Annotated in this window: 18 protein-coding genes; 15 read left to right on the forward strand and 3 right to left on the reverse strand. The window is 58.8% G+C overall.

Annotated features, from left to right (window positions below):
* The first annotated feature begins 134 nt into the window (after positions 1-134).
* The 14 genes from EXY20_RS22130 (at position 135) to EXY20_RS22195 (ending at position 17,014) form a co-directional block, all read left to right on the forward strand.
* Positions 135-1,238 (forward strand): isocitrate/isopropylmalate dehydrogenase family protein, encoded by a 1,104-nt coding sequence (locus EXY20_RS22130; protein ID WP_135554297.1) that lies wholly within the window; start codon positions 135-137, stop codon positions 1,236-1,238.
* Between the two features lie 18 nt (positions 1,239-1,256).
* Entirely contained in the window at positions 1,257-1,904 is a 648-nt protein-coding gene (locus tag EXY20_RS22135) for a GntR family transcriptional regulator (RefSeq protein WP_135554298.1), read from the forward strand.
* Between the two features lie 54 nt (positions 1,905-1,958).
* Positions 1,959-3,014 carry a Gfo/Idh/MocA family protein gene (locus EXY20_RS22140; RefSeq protein ID WP_135554299.1) on the forward strand — a complete coding sequence of 352 codons (1,056 nt, stop codon included), beginning with the start codon at positions 1,959-1,961 and terminating at the stop codon, positions 3,012-3,014.
* Positions 2,996-4,021, forward strand: coding sequence for a hypothetical protein (locus EXY20_RS22145; protein WP_135554300.1), 1,026 nt, complete (start codon positions 2,996-2,998; stop codon positions 4,019-4,021). The genes EXY20_RS22140 and EXY20_RS22145 overlap by 19 nt, the downstream gene beginning before the upstream one ends.
* A gap of 121 nt (positions 4,022-4,142) precedes the next feature.
* The gene (locus EXY20_RS22150; RefSeq protein ID WP_235886143.1) at positions 4,143-5,057 is read left to right on the forward strand and encodes an ABC transporter permease; all 915 of its coding nucleotides are present in this window, start codon (positions 4,143-4,145) and stop codon (positions 5,055-5,057) included.
* A gap of 78 nt (positions 5,058-5,135) precedes the next feature.
* The gene (locus EXY20_RS22155; RefSeq protein WP_135554301.1) at positions 5,136-6,014 is read left to right on the forward strand and encodes a carbohydrate ABC transporter permease; all 879 of its coding nucleotides are present in this window, start codon (positions 5,136-5,138) and stop codon (positions 6,012-6,014) included.
* Positions 6,015-6,069: 55 nt separating this feature from the next.
* Positions 6,070-7,635, forward strand: a complete 1,566-nt coding sequence (locus EXY20_RS22160) for an extracellular solute-binding protein (protein WP_167859427.1) — start codon at positions 6,070-6,072, stop codon at positions 7,633-7,635.
* A gap of 112 nt (positions 7,636-7,747) precedes the next feature.
* Positions 7,748-9,976, forward strand: coding sequence for a right-handed parallel beta-helix repeat-containing protein (locus EXY20_RS22165; RefSeq protein WP_135554303.1), 2,229 nt, complete (start codon positions 7,748-7,750; stop codon positions 9,974-9,976).
* A gap of 34 nt (positions 9,977-10,010) precedes the next feature.
* A complete protein-coding gene (locus EXY20_RS22170; RefSeq protein ID WP_135554304.1) occupies positions 10,011-10,640 on the forward strand; it encodes a histidine phosphatase family protein in 630 nt (209 codons plus the stop codon).
* A gap of 264 nt (positions 10,641-10,904) precedes the next feature.
* Positions 10,905-13,598, forward strand: coding sequence for a fibronectin type III domain-containing protein (locus EXY20_RS22175; protein WP_135554305.1), 2,694 nt, complete (start codon positions 10,905-10,907; stop codon positions 13,596-13,598).
* 288 nt (positions 13,599-13,886) lie between these two features.
* Positions 13,887-14,303 carry a transposase gene (locus EXY20_RS22180; RefSeq protein ID WP_135554306.1) on the forward strand — a complete coding sequence of 139 codons (417 nt, stop codon included), beginning with the start codon at positions 13,887-13,889 and terminating at the stop codon, positions 14,301-14,303.
* A 229-nt stretch (positions 14,304-14,532) separates the two neighbouring features.
* A complete protein-coding gene (locus tag EXY20_RS22185; RefSeq protein WP_135554307.1) occupies positions 14,533-15,324 on the forward strand; it encodes a Cof-type HAD-IIB family hydrolase in 792 nt (263 codons plus the stop codon).
* Between the two features lie 36 nt (positions 15,325-15,360).
* Positions 15,361-15,723 carry an EamA family transporter gene (locus tag EXY20_RS22190; RefSeq protein ID WP_135554308.1) on the forward strand — a complete coding sequence of 121 codons (363 nt, stop codon included), beginning with the start codon at positions 15,361-15,363 and terminating at the stop codon, positions 15,721-15,723.
* A gap of 4 nt (positions 15,724-15,727) precedes the next feature.
* Complete coding sequence (locus EXY20_RS22195; protein ID WP_135554309.1) at positions 15,728-17,014, forward strand: ArnT family glycosyltransferase; 1,287 nt, start codon at positions 15,728-15,730, stop codon at positions 17,012-17,014.
* A 390-nt stretch (positions 17,015-17,404) separates the two neighbouring features.
* Here EXY20_RS22195 and EXY20_RS22200 read toward each other — a convergent pair whose 3' ends face one another.
* A complete protein-coding gene (locus EXY20_RS22200) occupies positions 17,405-18,364 on the reverse strand; it encodes an alpha/beta fold hydrolase (RefSeq protein WP_135554310.1) in 960 nt (319 codons plus the stop codon).
* A 208-nt stretch (positions 18,365-18,572) separates the two neighbouring features.
* Here EXY20_RS22200 and EXY20_RS22205 point away from each other — a divergent pair, with 208 nt between their 5' ends.
* Positions 18,573-19,523, forward strand: coding sequence for a phosphatase PAP2 family protein (locus EXY20_RS22205; protein ID WP_135554311.1), 951 nt, complete (start codon positions 18,573-18,575; stop codon positions 19,521-19,523).
* An 18-nt stretch (positions 19,524-19,541) separates the two neighbouring features.
* On the opposite strand, the gene EXY20_RS22210 is transcribed toward EXY20_RS22205, so the two are convergent.
* Positions 19,542-20,663 (reverse strand): metallophosphoesterase family protein, encoded by a 1,122-nt coding sequence (locus EXY20_RS22210; protein ID WP_235886144.1) that lies wholly within the window; start codon positions 20,661-20,663, stop codon positions 19,542-19,544.
* A gap of 176 nt (positions 20,664-20,839) precedes the next feature.
* On the reverse strand, positions 20,840-23,872 hold the full coding sequence (locus EXY20_RS22215; RefSeq protein ID WP_135554312.1) for an efflux RND transporter permease subunit: 3,033 nt from the start codon (positions 23,870-23,872) through the stop codon (positions 20,840-20,842).
* Between the last annotated feature and the right edge of the window lie 237 nt (positions 23,873-24,109).

Here is a 24,109-nt window from a genome sequence, read left to right on the forward strand (position 1 = left end):
GCTTGGGCTACGTCCGCAAGCCGGGAAACACTTTCGATTCATTTTTCAAAGATCACTGTCTTAAAGAGTCTAAAAAAATATTCAAGAGCAACCACCAATCGGTAGCTGCTCTTAGCATACAAGGAGATTCAACCATGAAAGCTTACCACATCGCCGTGCTGCCGGGAGACGGCATCGGCATTGAAGTGACGGAAACCGCGCTGCGCGTGCTGCAGGAGGCGGGCGAGTTGTACGGTGCCGCGTTCGAACTGGAATCGTTCGACGCGGGTGCGGGACGCTACTTGCGGACCGGCACCGCAATGCCGGAAGACGCGTTCGCCCACTGCAAGGCCGCCGATGCCATTCTGATGGGGGCGATCGGCTTGCCCGAAGTCAGGCACCCGGACGGGCGCGAGGTGAACGGAGACGTCATTTTCCGGCTGCGCTTCGAGCTCGATCTTTACGCGGGCGTCAGGCCGATCAAGCTTTATGAAGGCGTAACCAGCTCGCTGCGGAATACGGAGGCCGGCATCGACTACGTGGTCGTCCGCGAGAACACGGAAGGGCTGTACGCTTCCCGCACCGGCTCGATCAACATCCGCGGCGAAGTCGCGATCGACACGCTTGTGCTTACGCGCACAGGCACGGAGAAAATTACCGACTACGCTTACCGGCTGGCGGCAAAACGAAACGGCCGGCCGGCCGACGGCCGCCGGATCGTCACCTGCGTCGACAAGTCCAACGTGCTTAGCTCTTATGCTTATTTTCGCCACATTTTCGACGAGGTCGGCAGCCGCTATCCGGACATTGCAAAAGATTATGCCTACGTGGATGCCATGACGTTGTATCAGGTGATGAATCCGCAGTATTATGATGTTGTAGTCGCCGAGAACATGTTCGGCGACATATTGTCGGATCTTGCCGCTGCAACGGTCGGCGGACTCGGGCTTGCGCCTTCCGGGGACATCGGGGCGCATCACGCGATGTTCCAGCCTTCTCACGGCACGGCCCCTACGATTGCCGGACGCAATATCGCCAATCCGCTGGCGACGGTGCTTTCCGTCGCGATGATGCTGGAGTGGCTCGCGGACCGGCACCCGCACGACAGCGCGCTGGCCGCGGCCGGCCGCGCGATCGAAAGCGCTGTCGCCGACGTGCTGCGCCAAGGCGACGTGCGCACGCGCGACATCGGCGGGCAATCGGGTACGTCTCAGGTAGGGGACGCTATCGTGGCAGCGATAAGGCAAGCAAGCCGCTAGAGGGGATGGGCGAACGCCGTGCTGCTGCAATCGAAATCTACGCTGGATTACACCGTATACAGCAAGATCAAGGAAATGATTATCGCCAAGCAGTTGAAGCCTGGGGAAGCGATCGTGCAGAACCAGCTGTCGCAGACGCTTGGCGTCAGCCGGACGCCGCTGCGCAAGGCGCTGGGCGAACTGGAGAAGGAAGGCCTGCTGGAAAGCTCGCCGGTCGGCTGGTTCGTCAAGGAATTCACGATGAAAGACATGGTGTCGGTATTCGAGATTCGCGCCGTGCTCGAAGGGCTCGCCTGCCGGCTCGCCGCAGGCAAGCTGGAAGCGCCCGACCTGGCTTACCTGCGCGCCATGTTCCAGCAAGCGTACAAGAGCTTCCAGAACAAGATGGCCGACGCGTACTACAAGGCGGACGTCAAGTTTCACAACACGATCGTCGAAGCCGCCGGCGACCCGGTGCTCGCCCGCACGCTGAACGGCGCGCGAATCATCGCCACCAGCCAGGTGCAAGGGCTGTACCGCGATCCGGAGGAAACGTTCGGCGAGCATATGGCGATCATCGATGCGCTCGAAGCGCAAAACGGCGATTTGGCGGAGACGCTGATGCGCAGCCATATCCAGCAGGCCATTCCGCTGCTGCAGTCGGGCACGTATACCATTTACAAGTAGAAGATTGCCGATCATTCCCTTGAAAATGACCAGTAACCGCTTCGAGGAGGCCCCATGACAACAGCAACGTTAACCGGTCTCCTGATCGGAGCGGGGCACTTCGCCCACATCCAGATGGAGGCCTGGCAAGCGGTCCGCGGCGGCGCGATCGGCGGCATCCTCAGCCGCACGAAGGAAGAAGCCGCGCTGCTCGCGGACCGGTACGGCATCCCGGCTTTCGGCGACTGGGACGACGCCGTCCGGACGCTGCGCCCGGACTTTCTCGACATTTGCACGCCGCCGGATTCGCATCTGTCGTACGCGAAGCGGGGCGCCGACCGCGGCTTGCCGGTGCTGTGCCAGAAGCCGGTCGCCCCGACGCTGGCGGAGAGCCAGGCGCTCGTCGCGTACTGCGCGGCCAAGGGCGTACCGCTGATGATCAACGAGAACTGGCGCTGGCAAGGCTGGTACCGGGAGATTCGCCGGATGATCGATCTTGGCATGCTCGGTATTGTATACCACGTATACTTCGCCATGCGGCCCGGCGACGGCTGGGGAGAGGAGCCTTACCCGGTGCAGCCGTATTTTAAAACGATGCCGCGCTTCCTGATGTTCGAAACCGGCGTGCACTGGCTCGACACGTTTCGTTTCCTGTTCGGCGAGCTGGACAGCGTATATTGCCAGACGCGCAAAATCAATCCCGTCATTGCCGGGGAAGATTTGGCTGTGGTGCATGTCAATTTCGCCAGCGGCGCGGTCGGCATTTACGATGCGAACCGCACGACCTACATGGAGCAGGTTCGTTCCGCCACTTACGGCTGCATGACGGTGGAAGGCACGGAAGGCAAGCTGCGGCTGGATGAAAACGGTGCCATCTTTTACACGCCGCGCGGCGGCACGGAAGCGGCGCACGAGTACCGCATTCCGGACGGCTGGAAGGGCGGCGGCGCCACCTTCGCGCAGCAGCACTTTATCGACGGCTTGCGGGACGGCGTGCCGTTCGAGTCGTCGGGGGAACAATATTTGCAGACGGTTCGCGCCGTATACGCCTGCTACGAATCTGCCGAACGGCAGCAGGTCGTCCGGCTCGGACAAACGACGGAGGGGAAAGCATGCGCAACACCGCAGTAAGCATTCAAGGCGACCGGTTTCTGGTCAACGGCGAACTGACCTACAAGGGGCGCTACTGGAACGGCATCCGCATCGAGGGGCTGCTCATGAACAGCCGGATGGTGCAAGGGGCGTTCGACGATCTGAACCAAGACACCGCCGTTCGCTGGGCGTACCCCGATACGGGCGTCTGGGACGCGGAGCGCAACACGCGGGAATTCATCGAACAGATGCCGATATGGAAGGCGCACGGTTTGGCGGCGTTCACGATCAACCTGCAAGGAGGCAGCCCGGAAGGCTATTCGCTTATGCAGCCGTGGCACAATTCCGCCTTCCGCACGGACGGCAGCCTGCGGGAAGATTATATGAGCCGGTTCGCACGCATCGTCGACCGCGCCGACGAACTGGGTCTGGTCGTCATTCTCGGCTTTCTCTACTTCGGTCAGGACGACCGGCTGAGCGGCGAATACGCCGTGAAGCAAGCGGTGGCGAACGCCACGGCCTGGATCGTGAAGAGCGGTTATACGAACGTGCTCGTGGAAATCGCCAATGAATGCGATTACCCGATGTACACGCACGACATTATCCGCGCGAGCCGCATTCACGAGCTGATCGAGCTGTCGCGCATTGTGGCGCATGCGATCGATCCGCAGTTTCCGCTGCTGATCGGCACCAGCTTCCGCGGCGCCACAGTGCCCACCGACAACGTGATGGCGGTATCGGACTTCCTGCTCATTCACGGCAACTCGGCGCCGGCGGCCTGGATTCCGCAGCAGATCGACATGATCCGCTCCCGGGCGGCTTACCGCGGCCAGCCGATCGTCAATAACGAAGACGATCACTTCGACTTCGACAAGGAAACGTATCACATGCTGCTGGCCGTCCAGCGCGGTGCTTCATGGGGCTATTTCGACCCCGGCGCCAGCGATTACGAGGACGGTTTCCAGAACCCTCCGGTCAACTGGGGACTAAGCACGGAACGGAAACGGCAGTTTTTTGCCAAGCTGAAAGAAATGACGGGCGTGTAACCGCCAGGGCGTGTCTGAAAACCTGCGGCACGCCCTCGCGTTGCGGGACCGAGAGTGCCGGAAGGCACATCTTTCGCACCTTCGTAAGCCAAATTCTATCTAAAAAGCGAGATGATTGCCAATGGGCTCGAACGAATCGGCACTGCGTTATTGGAGCCGTCATCGAGCGTTCTACATCATGCTGATCCCGGGCGTCCTGTATTTTCTGCTGTTCAAGTTCGTCCCGCTGATCGGCAGCGTGATCGCGTTCCAGGACTACGACATTTTCCAAGGGTTTCTGCACAGCCGGTGGGTCGGCCTTCAGTGGTTTCATGAATTTCTGACCTTCCCCCAATTCCGGCGGTTGCTCGTGAATACGGTGCTGATCAGCTTCTATCAGCTGCTGTTCGCTTTTCCGGCTCCCATCATCATTGCGCTTCTGCTCAACGAGCTGCGCCACGCCGTCTTCAAGCGTACCATCCAAACGATCGTTTATGTGCCGCATTTCCTGTCCTGGGTTATTGTCGGCGGGCTTGCCTACATGCTGCTGTCTCCGCGAATCGGGTTAATCAACCAGCTAATCTCCGGACTCGGTTACGATCCGATCATCTTCCTTCAGAACCCCGACTACACAAGATCCATCATCACGATATCCGGCATCTGGAAAGAAATGGGTTGGAACGCAATCGTATTTCTGGCAGCCCTGGCCAGCATCAGTCCATCGCTGTACGAAGCGGCCAAAATGGACGGCGCAGGAAGATGGAGGCAATTTCTGCATATCACACTGCCGGGTTTGCTGCCGGTCATCATGCTGCTGCTGCTGCTCAAGATCGGCCATCTGCTCGACCTTGGCTTTGAGCAAATTTACGTCTTCCTGAATCCGATGACGTATTCGGTTGGCGACGTGATCGATACTTATACCGTACGCCAAGGCATCACGCGGGGCGAATTCAGCTTCACGACCGCGATCGGGCTGTTCAAATCGGTGATCGGCTTTCTGCTGCTGCTTGTGGCCAACCGCACCAGCCGGGCAACTACCGGCGAAGGGCTTTTCTGAGGGGTCCCGCAAAGTATTGGAATCAACATCGAAGCAAAAGCTCCACTGTGTGGGGTCAGAAGAGTGGGGGAAAGAACTATGCCTATCAAACGATCGGCGGGGGAACGAACGTTCGACACGTTCAATATCCTGCTGCTGCTCGTCATCAGCCTGACGGTGATCATACCCTTTTTGTATATTCTAGCCTGCTCGTTCAGTTCGACGAATGCGTTGATCCAGGGGCGCGTCAAGCTGTGGCCGGTCGAATTCAATGTCGACAATTATGTGCTGGTGCTGCAGAACGACGTGTTCTGGCGATCGCTCGGCGTTACCGTCATCGTTGTCGTTTCGGGAACGCTGCTCAATATGGTGCTTACCGTATTGACGGCGTATCCGCTGTCGAGGCCGAAGCTCAAGGGCAAGCGGCTCATTCTGCTCGGGATCGTGTTCACGATGATTTTCCAGGCGCCGATCATTCCGACCTATCTGCTGGTCAAACAGCTCGGCATGCTGAACACGTTGTGGGCGCTGGTGGTTCCGCTCGCTTTAAGCGCTTTCAATTTGCTGATCTGCCTGACCTCCTTCCGGTCATTGCCGGAAGAACTGCTGGAGGCGGCGCGCGTCGACGGCATGAGCGAGTACCGCATTTTGGGCCGGATCGTGATTCCGCTGTCCGTGCCGATCGTGGTGACGCTGATGCTGTTCTACGCCGTCAGCCACTGGAACAATTACTTTTCGTCGCTGCTCTATATCACGAACCGCAGCGCCCGGCCGCTGCAGCTTTACTTGTACAATATCATCGCGCAGTTCAACATGAGCGAAAGCTTCCCGGAAGCGCTCGACGCCACGATGAAGGTATCGCCGCAAGGGCTGCAGATGACGGTCATCATCGTATCGACGCTGCCGATCCTGCTCATTTATCCGTTCATCCAGAGACATTTCATCAAGGGAGCGCTGCTCGGCTCGATCAAAGAATGAGAGGCGATGCCGCAAGGCATTTAATCTATATATGGCAAAGGGAGGTTTCACACGCATGAATCGTCAGCAAGTGAAAAAGTGGGTGGGCGCCGCAGCGGTCGTATCCTTGATCGCCACAACGGCTTGTTCATCCGGCAAAGAGAATCAATCGGCGTCAAGTTCGCCGTCGGCATCGCCGACGCAAGCAGCAGCTTCGGCTTCGGCATCGCCGCAACCGACGACGAGCGCGCCGGCTGAAATCAAGATGTACGTATCCGATTTCGGCAAAGAGACGCCGGCCAAGGACAATCCGTTCGTCAAGTACATGGAAGGCAAAACGAACACGAAGCTGAATCTTACGTTTTTGCCGCACGGCACCGGCTCGCAGTACCTGGACAATCTCAAGCTGAAATTCGCCGCCGGCGATTTTCCGGACGTATACATGAACTTCTCCGGCCCGGAAGCCGATCTGATCAAGAACGACAAGGTACTGCCGCTTAACGATCTCATCGACAAGTATGGCCCGAACCTGAAGAAATATATCCCGAAACAGGCTTGGGACGCCGTAAGCCAGAACGGCAAAATTCTCGCCATCCCGCAGCCGAACACCACTTCGGGCAATGTGCTGTTCATCCGCAAGGATTGGCTCGACAAGCTGAACCTGCAGGTGCCGAAGACGTCGGACGAACTGCTGAACGTCCTGCGCGCTTTCCGCGACGGCGACCCGAACGGCAACGGCAAGAAGGACGAAATCCCGTTCTCGATGCGCGAGAAAATATCGTGGGGCGAAAATATTTTCGGCATGTGGGGAGTAAGCACGCAGTGGCATGAAATGTATCTCAACAACGAAGTCATATTCGCCAACCTGACGCCCAATATGTTGAAAGGCGTTGAATATTTGCGCACGATGTATACCGAGAAGCTGCTCGATACCGAATTCCTGACGAACACCAAAGCGATCTGGGAACAGAAGGTCAAATCCGGACTCGTCGGCGTATTCGATCATGTACCGGATCAAGCCTGGCAGTGGCAGCTTGACGTCACCGCCGGCGCAACCGGCCAGAAGCCGGATATCATTGCGATCCCGACACCGCGCGGCACCGGCTATGACGGCCCGCTCGGCACGAAATGGAACCCGGTCTCCAAGACGTATATCATCTTCAAATCGGCGAAAAATCCGGAAGCGATTGTCAAGTACTTCGACTGGCTCCTGAGCGATGAAGGCCAAATCTTTGCATCGCTTGGCATCGAAGGCACGACGTACAAAAAAGAAGGCGACAAGCTCGTGTTCGACACGACGAAGCTGAAGGATGTTACCTTCCTGACGGATATGTTTGCCATGAACGGCTACAACGACAAGATTGTGCAAGCCAAAAACCCCGATCCTGTTGCCTATGGCAAAATCAAGACAGCGCTTGACATCGTCAGCAAGGAAGGGTTCGTCAACGAAGCGGTCGGGATGCCGCCGATCGCCAACGATTTCAACATGCACACGATGTTTCAGGAAGAAGCGGCGAAGATCATCACCGGCGCCGATCCGGTCGATAAATTCAACGATTTCGTCGCGACGTGGCGCAAGCAGAACGGCGACAAGCTGATCAAGGAAAGAACCGACTGGTATAACCAATATCGGAAGAAGTAAGCGAACGGAGCGGGGCAGGCGCCGCAAGAGCGGGCAACGGTTGTTGCGGCGCCCCGCCATCCCGCCGGACCAATCATGAATCCAATCATCATTCAATGGGAGGGAATTGAGGATGGGTTTCGGGATCAAACGCGTTTCTCTGATCGGCTCGGTACTGCTGGCGGCGGCTGTTATCGTCGCCGGGATCGTGAAGGAGCGGCCGGCGCATGCGGCGGCTTACGCTTTCACCGCAGTGGAAGATGCTTATACGAAAAATGGCAAAGGCGAAGACAAAAAAGAACTGAAGGTGCAGGAAACGCAGCAGGAGCAAATCGGCTACCTGAAATTTACCGTGAGCGGCGTAAACGAAGCGGTCGCTTCCGCGAAGCTGCAGCTCACCGCCACCGGCAAAGGTACGCCGAGGCTGCGCGTTTACGCCGGGCAGTCGAACGCGTGGTCGGAGTCTTCACTCTCCGGAACGAACGCGCCTGCGGCCGGCACGCTGCTCGGTTCCTATGACGCGCCGATCGCCAAAAACGAGACGATTGCCATCGATTTGAACGGTTATGTGACCGGCAACGGCACGTATACGCTCATCGTCAAGGGGGCGAACGGCAAGGAGGACGGCAGCTTCGACTCGTCGGAGAGCAGCTCCGGCAAGCCGCAGCTGGTGCTCGCGTCCGCCGCTACGGACGTTACGCCGCCGGCGGCTGTTGCGGACCTCGCCGCAAGCGGCGCTGCCGCGGGCTCGCTGCAGCTGACCTGGACCGCGCCGGGCGACGACGGCACGATCGGCACGGCCGCCTCTTACGATGTGCGGTACAGCCAATCGCCGATTACTGCAGCGAACTGGGCTTCGGCCACGCCGGCGAGCGGCGAACCGGCACCGGCTGCTGCCGGGACGGTGCAGACGATGACGCTGAGCGGTCTGGATGTCACGCGTACGTACTATGTGGCGCTGAAAACGATTGACGACAGCGGCAATGTGTCGGCTCTCTCCAATGTGGCCGGCGGGTCGACAACCGGAGCCGTCGTTTGCGACCATACGATTCCGATGACCGGCAACATCATCTATTACGGCGTTCCGGGCGTGAATGTAACCGGCATTGTGTATATGGATGTGCAACCCGGCCAAATCGTTTGTCTGCAGTCGGGCACACAGACGAATTTGAGCTTGCGCGATTTCCACGGCACGCCGGAAGCGCCGATTACCGTCATCAACTACGATGGCGTCGTCAATTTGACAAGCACGGATAAAGATTACGGGCTGAAGCTGTCCACTTCGAACAACGTGCGCATAACCGGGTCGGGCGATCCGGACGAAATGTACGGCATCCGCATCAGCGCGAAGAAATCGGGCGCGACTGGCGTTAATGCCAAGGATTACAGCACGGAATATGAGCTCGACCATATCGAAGTGTACGACAACGCTTCGGTAGGTTTTTTGCTCAAAACCGATACGACCTGCGATTTGACGGCGAACCGGGGCCATTTTACCCAGTACAATACAAGCGTTCACGACAATTACGTGCATAACGTCGGCAACGAAGGCTTCTACATCGGCAGTTCGTTCTACAACAACGGCGAGACGAAAACATGCAACAACGTTTCGACCGTGCTGTGGCCGCATCCTATCGAAGGGCTGCAGGTGTACAACAACATCGTCGATAAAACGACATGGGACGGCATTCAAGTAGGCGCCGCCACCAAGGACGTGTCGATTCACGACAATATCGTCACCAATTTCTCGACCCTGAACGTACAGTTCCAAAGCTCGGGCATTTCACTGAACCCGGGCACGACCGGGTTGTTGTACAACAACTACGTCAAGGACGGCTTTGGCCACGGCATCATGAATTTGGGTAGGGGCGACAACGATATTTTCAACAACGTCGTCGTGAATGCCTCCGGCAGCGGCATCTTCAGTGACGACCGCCGCAACGAGGCGGATCCGGTGTTCGATCATGCCGGCGTTCGGATCATGAACAACACGATTGTCAATCCGGGCTCGCACGGCATGTGGATGTGGAACCTGCAAACTTACGGCAACACCTTCTACAACAACATCGTCATTCAACCGAATGCCGGCACGACCATGCCCGATAATACGACTCGCGAATTCGTCAAGCTGCAGAAGGGCGGCATCGACTGGACGGAAGCAAACAATTTCTACAGCACCGGCACGACCGGCATCGGCTTCGTTGACGCGGCATCGGGCGACTACCGGCTGCAAGGCGGCTCGCCGGCGATCGACGCCGGGCGCGACCTGAGCGCCGCCGGCGTGACGTTCGACCTGGCCGGCACGGAGCGTCCGCAAGGCGAAGCGTTCGATATCGGCGCTTACGAATACGTCAGCCCGTAACATTACCGCCTACGCAAGGGAGTCATCCGACAACATGGTAAACCGCGTATATTTGGTTCGACACGGGATGCGGCTGAATTTGGAGCTGCCGGACTGGGCCAAGACGGCTGCTCGCCCGCACGATTCGCCGATTTCCGAAACCGGCGTGAGGCAGGCGATGGAGACGGCGCAGTATTTGCGGGGGCGGGGCATTCGGCATTTGTTTGCCTCGCCGTTCTACCGCACGCTGCAAACGGCCCATGCGATCGCCGAAGCGCTGGATTTGCGGATTAATGTGGAGTACGGCTTGTTCGAGTGGCTCAATCCGGCATGGATCCCCGAGTTCCCGGCGATCATTGCGCCGGATGAGGCGGCGGCCGTTTTCCCGCGCATCAACCCGCACTATTGGTCCTACTCCGGTCCGGGCTTCCCGGAACCGGACGAAAACGTGCACGTCTATAGCCGGGTGAAGCCGGCGATCGACGGCATTGTGGAAGATTACGACGGCGCCATTGCCATTGTCGGCCACGGCGCTTCGATGCACCAGACGGCGCGGTCGCTCGTCGACCCGCCTACCGGCTTCATTCGCAAGATGTGCGCCGTCAATCAGTTGGACCGCCAGCAAGACGGCAGTTGGCGACTGGTTCACAGCACAACGGAGCACCTGAGCTTCAGCGAGGCGTAATCCGCCCCGCATGAACCATTAACAAGCAACCGATCACGCGAACAGGCTCCGCCTCCCGCGCAACCGCAGCTTAGAATCGACACCGGAATAGCATCTGCTCCCCGTGCCTTTCTTGCTTCAGTCGCCGGGGGCGGGGCCTGTTTTGCCGTCGGTGAACATACATTCCCCGGCTTGCCGGGTGCTTGAATAAGGGGGAAAGGAGGAGGGCAGCCGATGAAGTGCGCCCATCAATGGCAATATAACCAATAAAAGGAGGAATTAAGGATGATGAAGAAACACCTTTCCATGGCGATGGCTTTCCTGCTGGCGACCGTCACCCTGTTTGGCGGTCTGTTCGTGGCGAACCGTTCGGCCAGCGCCGCTACGCTGTCCTTTGGCGCAGCGGAAGACTTCTATATGGACGGCGGCGTGAAGCAAGAGGACGGTCTGTTGAAAGTCAGACAACTGAAAGCTTCGGGAGGAAGCGAAGTAGACAGCAATACGATAGTCAGCTATCTCCGGTTCAACGTTACCGGCGTAACCGGGACTGTAACGGCGGCCAATTTGAAATTGTTCGTCGAAAACTCGGGGGATCCGGCTTTCCGCGTTTACGGCGCAACCGGCAGTTCGTTAAGCCCGCTGCCGACCGGCACATTGCTCTATTCGGAAACGAGTCCATACCCCACCTATGGCTACCATACGTGGGCCACGTTCGATCTCAGCAGCCTGATTACCGGAAACGGCAGCTACGTTGTTGTGATCAAAGGGACAAATGGCGTCAGCGACGTTCATTTCCACTCGTCCGATTCGACCACTTCAACCTGGCGGCCAACGCTTGAAGTGACGACGTCGGGAACGGATACGACTCCGCCGGGGACGGTCACCGGCCTCTCAGCAGGTGCAACGACGAGCTCTGCGGTAGCGCTTTCCTGGACCGCGCCCAGCGACAACATTGGCGTTACCGGGTATGAAGTGGTTTATCGCACCGATTCGACCGCGATTACGAGCGGCAACTGGAGCTCGGCCACACTCGCCAGTCCACAGCCAACGGGGACGCCGAAGCCCGCCGGTCAAACGGAATCGTTTACCGTAAGCAATTTGTCGTCGAACACGACATATCGATTCTCGGTTCGCGCGAAGGATGCGGCGGGCAACTTGTCGACCACGGCGGCAACGAATGTCACCGCGACAACCACGGGAACCAACACCGCCCCGTCGCAAATCACCGGATTCACGAAGGGCGCGGTAACGAACACAACGGTGGCCTTCACTTGGACCGCACCAACCAATCCCGGTTTGCCGACCGATCACTATGAAATTCGTTATCGTACCGACGGGAACAACGTGACGGATGCCAATTGGAGCTCTTCCACGGCGGCGAGTCCGCAGCCGAGCGGCACATCGACTTCCTTCACCGTCAGCAATCTGACGGCGAATACAACTTACAAATTTGCGATTCGCGCCTATGATTCGGACGGCTTGTACTCGCCGGCATCCGCCAATCAGACGGCGACGACGACGAATACGACGCCGCCGCCGTCGGGGTGTACGGTGAACATTGCGAACACCGTTTCGCAAGTGTTCGGCGGCTCCGGTACCAACACCAGCACGAAGGTATATTTGAACTTGTCCAAAAATGGCGGCGAAGTTGTTTGTATCGATCCCGGTACGCGCGGCAAGCTGGAATTCAAAGGAATTCAAGGGAAAGCGGGAAGTCCCGTTATCATTAAAAATGGTGCGGGTACGAACGGTAATGGCGTGGTGACGATCAATAACAACGATGCGGGTTATGCTATCCATGTGACGAGTGATGATACAACTGGCGATGCATCCAAGTATTTCCGTTTGACCGGTACCGGCTCCACCGCCAACTACGGCTTCAATATTGCGAATCATTATTTGAATGCAGGTGTAACAGGCTCGGCGCTTGTGATCAGAGGCGGAAGCACGAACTACGAAGTAGATCATATCGAGGTATCCAGCACGAAGGGAACGAACCCTGATCACTCTGGCGACTCGTGGGCAGGATTTTTACTGAAGAGCGACCCCTCGTGCGATATGACTTACAACTACGGTAATTTCACACAATACGACACCCTGCTTCATGACAACTATATTCACGATACAGGCGCCGAGGGAATCTATCTTGGTTTCAATAATTACAACGGGACCATGAAGGATTGTGATAATGACGCAAGCCACGTTGCGGAAACAAGAGTATACCCGCATCCGCTCATCGGCGTTCGCGTGTACAACAATATTACGGAGAATACAGGTTATGACGGCATCCAGATTGCCGGTGCGGTAAGCGATGTCGAAGTATACAACAACAGGATTGTCAACTACGGGGTAAGAGGGACGTCGTCGCAAAACAACGGACTGCAAATCAATTCGGGTACGACAGGACGTTTTTACAACAATCTCATTCAAAATAACTTATCGTCCAGCGTCAATGTCGGATCCGCAATCAGCAATTTGGGTCGCGGGGACGAATACTTCTACAATAATATACTGATTCGGCCGGGTGACGACGGGATCTACAGCAGAGACGACCGTGACAATAAAAATCCGGCCGACACGTACTATGACGATTCGCCGATTCATTTTGCGAACAATACGATTATTTATCCCGGCTTCGACAGCGGCGGTGTCGGCGACGGGATCGATTTCAACAATACCGCGCTGGTCGGCAGCACCTTCCGCAACAATATCGTCGTTCTCCCGACAACGGGGACTCACCAGGGGATACATGACGGTTCGAATATGCTGGCGGACAGCTTCAATGTTGTCACAACCACTATTTCCAGCCTCAACTTCGTCAATGCCGCCGCGGACAACTATCACCTGACATCTTCAAGCACGTCAGCCAAAGACCAGGGGACGAACGTATCCTCGCTCGGCATTACGACAGACTATGACGGGAATTCCCGCCCGTACAACAGCACTTACGATATCGGCGCATTCGAGTACAGACCGTAACATAAGATCGAACGAGGACGACCGGCCAACCCGGTCGTCCTCTGTTCGTCTCGCAAGGAGAGGCCGATGCGGCATCCTGCTCTTTCGTCGCCACGGACGATGATACGAATAGCCAGTGAAATCATGGGTTAATTGGGAGTCGTGCTCCATTTTTTTACGAAATAGGCAATAAAAGAGGCTCAAACCCGGAATAAGTGCTTGACGGGTGAACGGGAGGGGGAAAATGGAAAAACATCCGCAATGCCTGTATTGTTGTAAGTCCCACCAAACAACAAAAGGAATCGACGGATGCAGAACCAGTATATCAATGAATGGCTGAACATACCACAATTGCGTGTAACCCAGATTTTAACGGACGCCTTCGATGAACTTCATTTCGAAGCCGTTCCGGTCGACCATCGCCAAAGCTGCCCGATCTGCCTGTCCGATGCACCTGTCATTCGCAGAGGAACCAATGGGATGCGTACGGTCCGACATCTCCCCGTGTTCGAGAAGAAGTCCTTTTTGCATGTGCCCGCCATACGTTTGTACGGTAAGGCTTGTGAAATGGGATTCGTATGGGCGTACGAATTTGTAGACCCGAAACAACAATACAGCAAGTCGTTTCGTTCCCTTGCTGTCGAGCACGCGCTCGGTTCAACAGCGTCCCATAGCGCCCGCATGCAGCAAGCACTGTTACAAAGACGGGATTCTTCTCGAGTGTAACCGGCACCGCATACTGCTCTGATCGTCAAGCACTGATTTTTAGGTTGAGCCATAAAAGATGGCCTATATCGCAGGCCGAGGCATCTGTTTTCGCACTAAGAGGGATCTTCTCCTAATGGTGTTTTTGTCAACCGATTCAAAAGCGGTTCGCCTGCCGCAAATTGAATCCGGCGGCCAGAACGCTTATAATGAGGCTGGTTCATTATAGCGGTTGGAAGGGACTGGCCTCATGATCAAGTTATTCGTCAGCGATCTGGACGGCACGCTGCTCGACCGGGGGAAGCGGATGACGCCGGAGGATCGGCAAGCGCTGCAGGAAGCGGATCGGCGCGGGGTGCAGCTGTGTATCGCGTCGGGCCGGATGGCCAGCGAAATCAAACGCATTATGGAAGATATTGGGATAAATTGTCATATCATTGCGCAGAACGGCGCGAGCGTATATACGGCTTCGGGAGAGTCCGTCCATGCCCACCGGATGGAACCGGCGCTTGTCCGGGAAGTGCTGGACACGGCGAGCGATCTTGGCGTCATCGTGACGATCGGCACGCATACGCACAATCATGTGCTGCGCATGGACGAACGGACGAAGGAGCTGGAGCGGCGGATGTTCGAGCCGTTCGAGGTGTTGTCGGACGAGTCGGCGCCGTTGCCGGCGGAGCTGGCGGTGACGAAGCTGTCGTATTTTGGCGAGAACGAGGCGCTGAAACGACTGGAAGAACGATTCCGGCAATCGTTCGCCGGCCGGATCGAGTATTGCTTTTCCGATTCGGACTGCATGGATGTCATGCCCCCGAACGTGTCCAAAGGGGTCGGGCTTGCGGCGCTGCTGCAGCGGCTCGGCTTGCCGGCATCGTCGGCGGTCTGCATCGGCGACTCGTTCAACGACGTGCCGATGTTCGCCGAAACGCCGCACAGCTTCGCCATGGCAGGCTGCCAACCGGGCGTTCGCGCCGCTGCCGCGCACGAGGCGTACTCCGTTGCGGAAGCGGTGCGCTGGGCGCTGCGGTTCAACCAGCAATAGGCGGCATTATCGGCGGACACGGAAGGGGGCGGCGTCTTGACGCTTGCAAGAGGACTGCTGATCGGGCTGAACGCGCTGCTGCTCGCATCCGGCCAGCTGATTTGGAAACTGGGGCTGCAGCGGCGCGGCGACGCTTTCGCTTCATTGCGCGGCATTGTGCGGCTGCTCTTGTCGCCGTATGTCTTGATCGGACTCGGCATCTATGGAATCGCCACGGTGTTGTGGCTGTATATATTGTCGCGGGTGCCGCTCAGCATCGCATATCCGCTGCAAAGCGTGGCCTATATCGTGACGTTGCTGGGAGCGTTCCTGTTCTTTCGCGAGCCGCTGTCCGTTGCGAAGATCGGCGGATGTCTGCTTGTCGTCGCCGGCATTTCGCTGATCGGCTGGAAAGGGTGACGCGATGAAGCCGACTTCCGCGCCGAAGCCGGGGGATGCCCGCTATCGCCGCTATACGGCGATTGTTCTGCTGGCGAGCCTGCTGCTGAAGATCGTGCTCGTGCTGGCGCACGGTCAAGCGTACAATTATCATTCGGACGATCAAGGGTACCTGGAATCGGCGCGCATCTGGCTGGAAACCGGCCTCTTCACGTACAACGATCCGACCCGCCCGACGCTGTTCATTACGCCGGCATTGCCCGGGTTTCTCGCACTGCTGATGAAGCTGCTCGGCCCCGGTGTCATGCTGGAGCAGACGGTTCGCGTGCTGCAAGCCGTTATGGTTACGGCGGCGCTCGGCGTGCTGTACGCCATCGGCCGCAGACTGTTCGGCGAGCGCATCGCCTATTGGGCGGTGCTGCTGTGCGCCTGGTATCCGCCGCTCTGGCTGGTGTCGAATTTCATCTTCACGGAAGCGTTGTTTACGCTGGCGCTCCTGCTGCTGGTGTACGCCGCGCTTCGCGCGCAGGAGACGCCCACGCTGCGGTGGGCGCTGCTGTTCGGGCTGATCTGGGCGGCAGCGACCTACATCCGGCCGACCATCGCGCTGTGGCCCGGCGTGTTTTTCGCGCTGCTGCTGATCTGGCGGCGCGTGCCGTGGAGCCGGCTCGTCCGAAGCGGCCTGGTCGCGGCGGTTGTGTTCGTGTTGTGTTTTGCCCCGTGGTGGGTGCGCAACTACCACGTGTCCGGCGGTCATTTTGTGCCGCTGACGCAGGCCGGCGGCAATCCGCTCCTGCTTGGCACGTATCCGTATACGGTGCCGGCGCTGTTCCTCGAGGAGCAGCGCACGTGGCACACGAGCAGCGACCTGCGGGTGAACGACGCGCAAGACACGGAGCGGGCGAAGGAACGCATTCGCTCCGGCTTTCGCGACTCGTTCTGGACGTACGCCAGCTGGTATACGGTCGGCAAGTTTGCGCTGTTCTGGGGCGACGTATTCTACTGGATGCCGATTCCCGGCATTCCGCTTGCCGTTGCCGTGCTCTACCACTACGCGCTGCTGATCCCCGGCTTCATCGGCGCCTGGCGGCTGCGGCGCGACCGCGGCGCGCTGCTGCTGCTGTCGCTGATGGGCTACATGTCGCTGCTGCACATGATTTATCTCGCGCATTCGCGATATTCCGTACCGCTCATCCCGCTGGTCGCGCTGTTCGCCGCTGCGCAGTTCGAGCAGTGGCGGCGGAAACGCGGCGATGACGGCGCGAAAGCGAGCACATCCCCGGCTTTATCAAACCCAAGTCCCGGCTCCTGAAAAATAGCCCATAAAAAATGGCTTATTTGCCCGATTTCACCCGCCTCGTCGGAAATAGCCAGTGAAAACAAGGCTTATTTGTTTCATCAGGCTCCAAAATCCGGCCTTTTCGCCGAAATAGCCAGTGGTTTCACTGGGTATTATGGAGGTGCTGCCCGTTTTTGGCGAAATAAGCAATAAAGCATGGCCTATTTTGCAGATGCTTCATCGGAGCGGCACAAAAGCGAACTGGTTAGTTGGCGGAGGGGAGAATACCGAGCTTTGTGTAGCGTGTCTGCTTGGAGATGGTTCGAATAGGAGTAGAGAAGCTGGGCGCTTTCTGTAAGGAAATGCAACCGCCCTTGTCCCCGTCGAACGGGTGCAAGGGCGGTTGCATTTGCAGGCTGCCGATTATACGCCGAGCATGAATTGCATCACTTTATCCGAGTAGCCCGGCAAGTTTTCGTGGCCGAAATCGGGGAAAATTTCCAGCCGCTTCGCCGACGTAATTTTGTTGTAGGCGGCGAATTGCGTCGAAGGCGGGCAGACGGTGTCCATCAGGCCGACGCCCATCAGCACTTCCGCTTCGATGCGGTTCGCCAAGTACTGAATGTCGATATAGCCGAGACGCGTAAAGATTTCGTCCTCGCGCGCATGCTGCGGATCGAAGTGGCGGAAAAACGCGCGCAGTTCCTCGTAGGCATCCTTCGCCAAATCCATTTCCCAGACGCGGCGATAATCGGAAAGGAACGGGAACGTCGCCGCCGCCCGTTTGATGCGGGGCTCGAGCGCCGCGCAAGCGAGCGTCAGGGCGCCGCCTTGCGAGCCGCCCATCGCTACGACGCGATCGGCGTCAACTTCCGGCAGCCCCATGGCGATGCCGGCTAACTGCGCCGTATCGAGAAAAATATGGCGGAACAACAAATTGTCCGGCGCATCGTCCAGACCGCGAATGATATGGCCGCGATGCGTATTGCCTTTGACGCCGCCGGTATCCTCCGACTTGCCGCCTTGGCCGCGGCAGTCCATCGACAGCACCGAGAAGCCGAGCGACACGTAGTTCAGCTTGTCGTGCCAGTCGCCGGAAGACCCCGTATAGCCGTGGAATTGCACGACGGCCGGATGCGGCTCTTGCACGTTTTTGGGGCGCAAATATTTGGCGTGAACCCGGGCTCCGCGCACACCGGTGAAATACAGGTCGAAGCAATCGGCGTTCGGTACCTGGAACGGGCTTGGCACCAATTCCACCTGCGCGTCCGTTTCGCGCATTTCCTTCAGCGCGCGTTCCCAGAACTCGTCGAAATCGCCGGGGCGGGGATTGATCCCTTGGTACGTCTTCAGCTTCTCGAGCGGCATATCTACTGCAGGCACTATGATTCCATCCTTTCGTGGGCAGCAAAATGGGTGTAGTCAAGTACCATCATATCCCCGTATCGCAACGATTGTAAAGCCATTTTCGGGAAGCGGCCGCTTCGTCCGATCGCCGTTCCGGTGCGGCTCTTTTCCGGCTATGCCTGCCGGGTTGGCATGCTTTATAATGGAGGGATGCGCCTGAGGGCCGGGAAGGAAGGGATGCCGGGTGACCGGATGGATTCGCCGTTCGATATTGCCGCTGCTGCTCCTGATAGGGGCGGCGCTTGTTTACGCGATTACGCTGGTGGAGCATTGGGGCTGGGGCTGGCTAGTCGTGCTTGCCGCGGCGCTGCTCGGCAATCGCAAGGATGCCGGGAGCGGGTCGTGGCTGCGCTTCCTGCCGGGCGGGCTGCTGACGCTGGCCGCGTTCTACTTGATCTACCGCTATGCGGGGCCGCTCTGGGAGCGAGTGGCGGCAGCGGAAACGAAGCATGTGCGCCATTTGTTCCAATGGGACGAAGCGTTTGATGCCATCCCGCTCAACGATGCGGCGTTTCTCCGCGTATGGCAGCCGAAGTGGTTGACGCGCTATTTTCAGGCTGTCTATAACGCGGGGTTTACGCTGTCGTATTGGATGTGCGTGTTTCGCGCGTTCTTCACGAAAGATGTAACGAAACTGGGTCGTTACTCGCTGGCCGGTTATTTGCTCCAGGTGCCGCTGGTACTGCCGTTCTACCAAACGATTCTCGTGCGGGAAGTATGGTTCGTACAGGGGACGCCGGACTTGCTGGAACGGGGGCTAAGCCCGGCGGCGGAGGCGTCGACGGTGCTGAACTGTTTCCCGAGCATGCATACTTCGATCGCGTTCGCCGCGCTGCTGCTGTCGATGCGGGAGGGGAGCCGGCTGTACCGCTGGGTGACCGGCATCTTCTGCGTATCGATTATCCTCGCGACGATGTATTTGAAGGTGCACTGGGTAATCGACGTGTTGGCCGGCATGTTGTTCGCCTACGGCTGCGTGAAGCTGGCCGATTGGCTTGTCGGCTCGAAGGTGTACAACGCGTTCGCGCGGCGGTTCGACAGGCTCGGGGAACGGTTGGAGTCGTTTGCCGCAGGCGGCCGGTCACGGGCGGAACAATCCGGCGACCGCGAGAAGCCGCGCGGCGTGTCGATGTAAGCGGGGTTAAATGGTCGGTCAAGCTTTCAGCGGCACCGTCCAGTTCGAGCCTTCGATCCACTCGCGGGTCGTGAACTCGCGGCCGCGTACGACGATCTGCCGTTCATACACTTGAATGAACATGCCTTGCGCGAATTGCCGCGAAGCGCCTTGGCTGGCCGAACCGTCCGGATTCGGCAGCGAGCCTGCGCCGCGCGTCCGGCCTACCGAGGCGTTGTTGAACCAATGGAAATTTTCGTGCATGACGTAATGGTTCTCGCCGATGAAATTGCGGTGCGTATGGCCGGAGAAAACGAACACATTCGGATACGGCCGCACGATGTCGCGGAACGCGTTGGCGCGGATGAGCTGGTGCGTGCGCCCGTCCGAACCGACGGCCGGCAGCGGCTGGTGAATGAACACAAGCGCCGGGGAGCCGTCTTTATGCGGGGCAATGGTTTTTTTGAACCATTCGAGCTGCTCGTCGGTGTACCAGGCGCCTTCGCCGACGTCGGCACGCTCCTGGACGTACGACTCCTGGGAGAGCATCATCAGATGAACGCCGTTGATCGTGACGTCCGCGTACGCTTTATCCTTGTAACCGATAAATTTGTTGAATCGCGCGCGCGCCATCGCATCCGTTTTGCCGTTCGGCATCGTATCGGTCGAGAACGCGCCGTCCTTGTTGATCCAGATGTCGTAAAAATCGTGGTTGCCCATATTGCCGTACATCGGCGGCAGCTTGTAGCCGTTCAACGTTTTCCGCAGCAGGCTGTATTCGTTGTCCGTGCCAAAATCGGTCAGATCGCCGCCCAGCACGATCGCTTCGATCTTCGGATCGAACTCGCTGACGTCGGCCAGCGCCAGCTTCAGCTTCTCTACCGTGCTCGGTTCATATAAGGAAACGTGCAGATCGCTCAGCAGAAAAAAGCTCAGCAGCAAATTGCCGCTGCCTTGCGGCGTCGGACTTGGCGCCTTGGACGGCGTAGGGCTGGGCGTTGCCGGCGTCGGCGAGGGCGAAGGCGTAGCGGAAGCGCTTGCGGTTGGCGCGGGACCTTGCGCTCCCCGGTCCGGCTGGCCGAAGCGCAGAAACGACCATGTTCCCGCGGTCGCCACCGCCATCATCGAAAGCAGCCATTTTAAAAATGAACGTCTATCCATCGCGACTCCCCGTTTCAAGGTGATGCCTCTATTATACAGGAAAAACGAAGCCGCGATAAAACCGGCTTGCGGCTTGCGCATCCTATTTTGTTCTTCACGCCATTTGCGCAAAAGCAATCACGACAAGAGTAACGTCAACCGGAGAGAAACGGTTCGCGCTGCGGGCGCCAACGCCGCTACTCCGTCGCCGGGGCCTGTGCCGGAATGCCGGGCTGCGCTTTCTGCCGGCGTCCGAACGCCAGGCTGTACAGCACCGGCACGATAATCAGCGTCAGGAATGTCGACGTCGCCAGGCCGCCGATGACGACAACCGCCAGCGCACGCGAGACGAGGCCGGCTTCCGTTGACACCGCCAGCGGAATGAGCGCGCCGATCGTGGCGACGGCGGTCATCAGAATCGGGCGCACCCGCGTTGCGCCGGCTTCCATCAGCGCGTCATGCGTATCGAGCCCGCGGCTGCGGTTCGTGCGGACGCGCTCGAGCAGCACGATCGCGTTGGTGACGACGATGCCGTTCAGCATCAGCACGCCGATCATCGCCGGCATCCCGATCGGCTCGCGCACGGCGAGCAGGCCGAGCAGCGCGCCAACCAGCGAGAACGGGATGGCTACGAGAATAATCAGCGGCGTCTTCCAGTCGGCGAAGGCGATCAGCATGACCAGATAAACGAGGAACACGCTGATGAGAAGCGCTATCCCCATATTGACGAATCCTTCGTTCATTTCTTTGGCCGAACCTTGCGTCGTCCAGGTGACGCCGCTCGGCAGTGTCAGCTTGCGCAGCGCGCTCACTGCGGCGGCATTCACTTTGCCCGTATTCGTATCGGTAATCGTACCGGTGACTTCCAAATATTCGTTGCCGTTCAGCCGCGAGATGCCGAGCATGCTCTTCACTTCGCTCACCGTGCCCAGGTCGCCGAGCGTATACGTGCGCCCGAGCGGACCGTTCACGCGCTGCTGCTTCAACGCGTCAAGGTTCGCCGGAAGCTCGCCCTTCAGCGACAGGACGATGTCGGCGGGTTGGTTGTCGACCCGCAAACGGGCGACCGTGGAGCCGCTCAGCAAGTCGCGCAGGCCGGAAGCGACCGCCGCCGCGTTCAAGCCGGCTTCCGCCAGCTTGCGGTTATCGAAGCGGATCGCGACTTCCGGCTTCTCGCCTTCCGCCGAGCTGCGCACGTTGGCGAGTCCGGGGAGGGGCTTCAGCGCTTCGACCATTTGCGTGGCCGCCGTGCGGATGTCTGCCGCATTGGGTCCGTTAACGATAATGTCGACGCGGCTGCTGCCGATGACGCCGCCCACACCGGCGACCGTAATGTCGGCATCCGGGATGGTCGATACGGCCGTCTGTATGCGTTTCGCGACCGCGTAAGGGTCTTTCTCCGCATTGTCCACGGTAAAAGCGATCCCGGCCCGTTCCGAACCGACGGAAGATTGGACGAGCGTGACGGCCCGTTCCTTGGCGATGGCGGCCTCGATCGAGCGGGCGACCGTCTCCGTCTTGTCGAGCGAGGTGCCGATCGGCATCTTCACGCCAATGTTGTACCGCTGCACCTTCTCGGACGGCAGAAAATTAAAGCCGAGCCGCGGGGCGATCAGCACGACGCTGAGGGCCAGCAAGGCTGCGGCGGCAAGCAGCGTCGTCCAGCGCCGGGCGAGCGCCCGGCCGAGCATGCGCCGGTAAACGCGCTGCAGCGCGTTCTCGCGCGATTCGCGATGGCGAAGCCGCAGGAGCGACAGCCGCGACAGCAGCGGCACGACCGAAACGGCAACAAGCAAGGAGAACAGCAGCGAGATGACGATCGTCCAGGCCAGCGGCACAAAAAACTTGCCGACGATGCCCGGCACGAAAGCGAGCGGCAGGAAGACGGCGACGGTCGTGATCGTCGACGAGGTGATCGCCGCCGACACTTCGCGCGTCGCTTCTTCGACCAGCGCATCGTTGCGCTCGCGGGCGTACCGGATGCGGCGAAAAATATTTTCAATCACAACGATCGAGTCGTCCACAACCCGCCCGATCGCTACCGCGATGCCGGAAAGCGTCATCATATTCAGCGTATAGCCGAGTTGGCCGATGACGATAAGCGAGGCGAACATCGACAGCGGGATGGAAATGACCGCGATGACGGTGGCGCGCAGGTTGCGCAGAAACAGCAGCGTGACCGCAACGGCCATAAGCGCCCCGAGCGTCACTTCGCGGAGCATGCTGTTCACCGACTGCTTGATCGGCACGGAACGATCGAGCAGCACGGTCGTTTTCATCCCGTCCGGCAGCTTCGCATGCGCCACGATCGCCTTGATGTCGGACGCGATGCGCACGGCGTCCTCGCCGCCGCGCGGGGAAACCGACAAAATAACGGCCGGCTCGCCGTTGATGCGCGAATACGACGTTTGCCGGGCTTCGTACGTCACATCGGCGACATCGCCGATCGTTGCGGTACGGGCGGCCGCTCCGGCTCCGGCGGAGGAGGAACCGGAACCGGGAACCGTCAGGCGAATGTTCTTGATGTCGTCAACCGATTGCAGCGATTGGTCGATGCGGATCGGCAACGTGCGGTCGGCTGATTTCCAATCGCCAACCGTCAGCGCCGCGTTGCTTCCGGCGAGTGCCGCCTTCAGCTGATCGAGCGCGACGCCGGCCGCGAGCAGCGCGTCGGGCCGCGCCTGCACGTATACCTTCTTGTCGAACACGCCGCCGACATCGACTTGCTCGACGCCCCGGACGGAGCGGAAGGCGGGCAGCAGCGTTTGCTGCGCCAACTGCCGGGCCGCCTCCGACGAACCGCCGCTCAGCGCGACGACATACACGTCGGCGTCGAGCTTCTCCTTGTAGAAAGACGGTTCGCGCGCGCCGTCCGGCATCCGGACGCGGGCAATGGCGTCGCGCGTCAGCCGTTCCGCCTCCGCCATGTCCTGCGTCATGCCGAATTGCAGCGTGGCGCTAAGCGCATTGGGCGCTGCGGTTATGTATACATTGACGACGCCGTCCAGATTGCCGAGCGCCTGCTCCAGCGGCAGGCCGATATCGGCGGAAACTTGCTGCGGCGACGAGTTGGGGTAAGCTATACTGACATGCAAATAGGGGATGTCCACATCCGGGTATTGCTCCATCTTCATGCCGGATGCGGAGTAAATGCCGCCCCCCACAAGCAGCGCCATCATCAGAAAAATGGCCACAGTATGCTTCATACTGAAGCGAATAACGGGTTTCATGCTCGATTGTTCCCTCCCGGCGGAATGGCCGCCTGCCGACTTGTCGCTTCATTGTACCATGCGGTTCCGAACGTGTGGGAGGGGCTGGAGAATGAAGGCGCGTTTCGCCCGGAGAACGATAGTTCGACCCGACTCGGGGGAGGACGGCTTCATTTTCCGAACGTTTGATATTGCCGTGGGGGCTAATGTAAGCTAAAATATCGTGTATACGACACGATACGACATCATGCGTAAGGA

The sequence above is a fragment of the Paenibacillus cymbidii genome (assembly GCF_004764705.1).
Lineage (GTDB): Bacteria > Bacillota > Bacilli > Paenibacillales > NBRC-103111 > Paenibacillus_AN > Paenibacillus_AN cymbidii.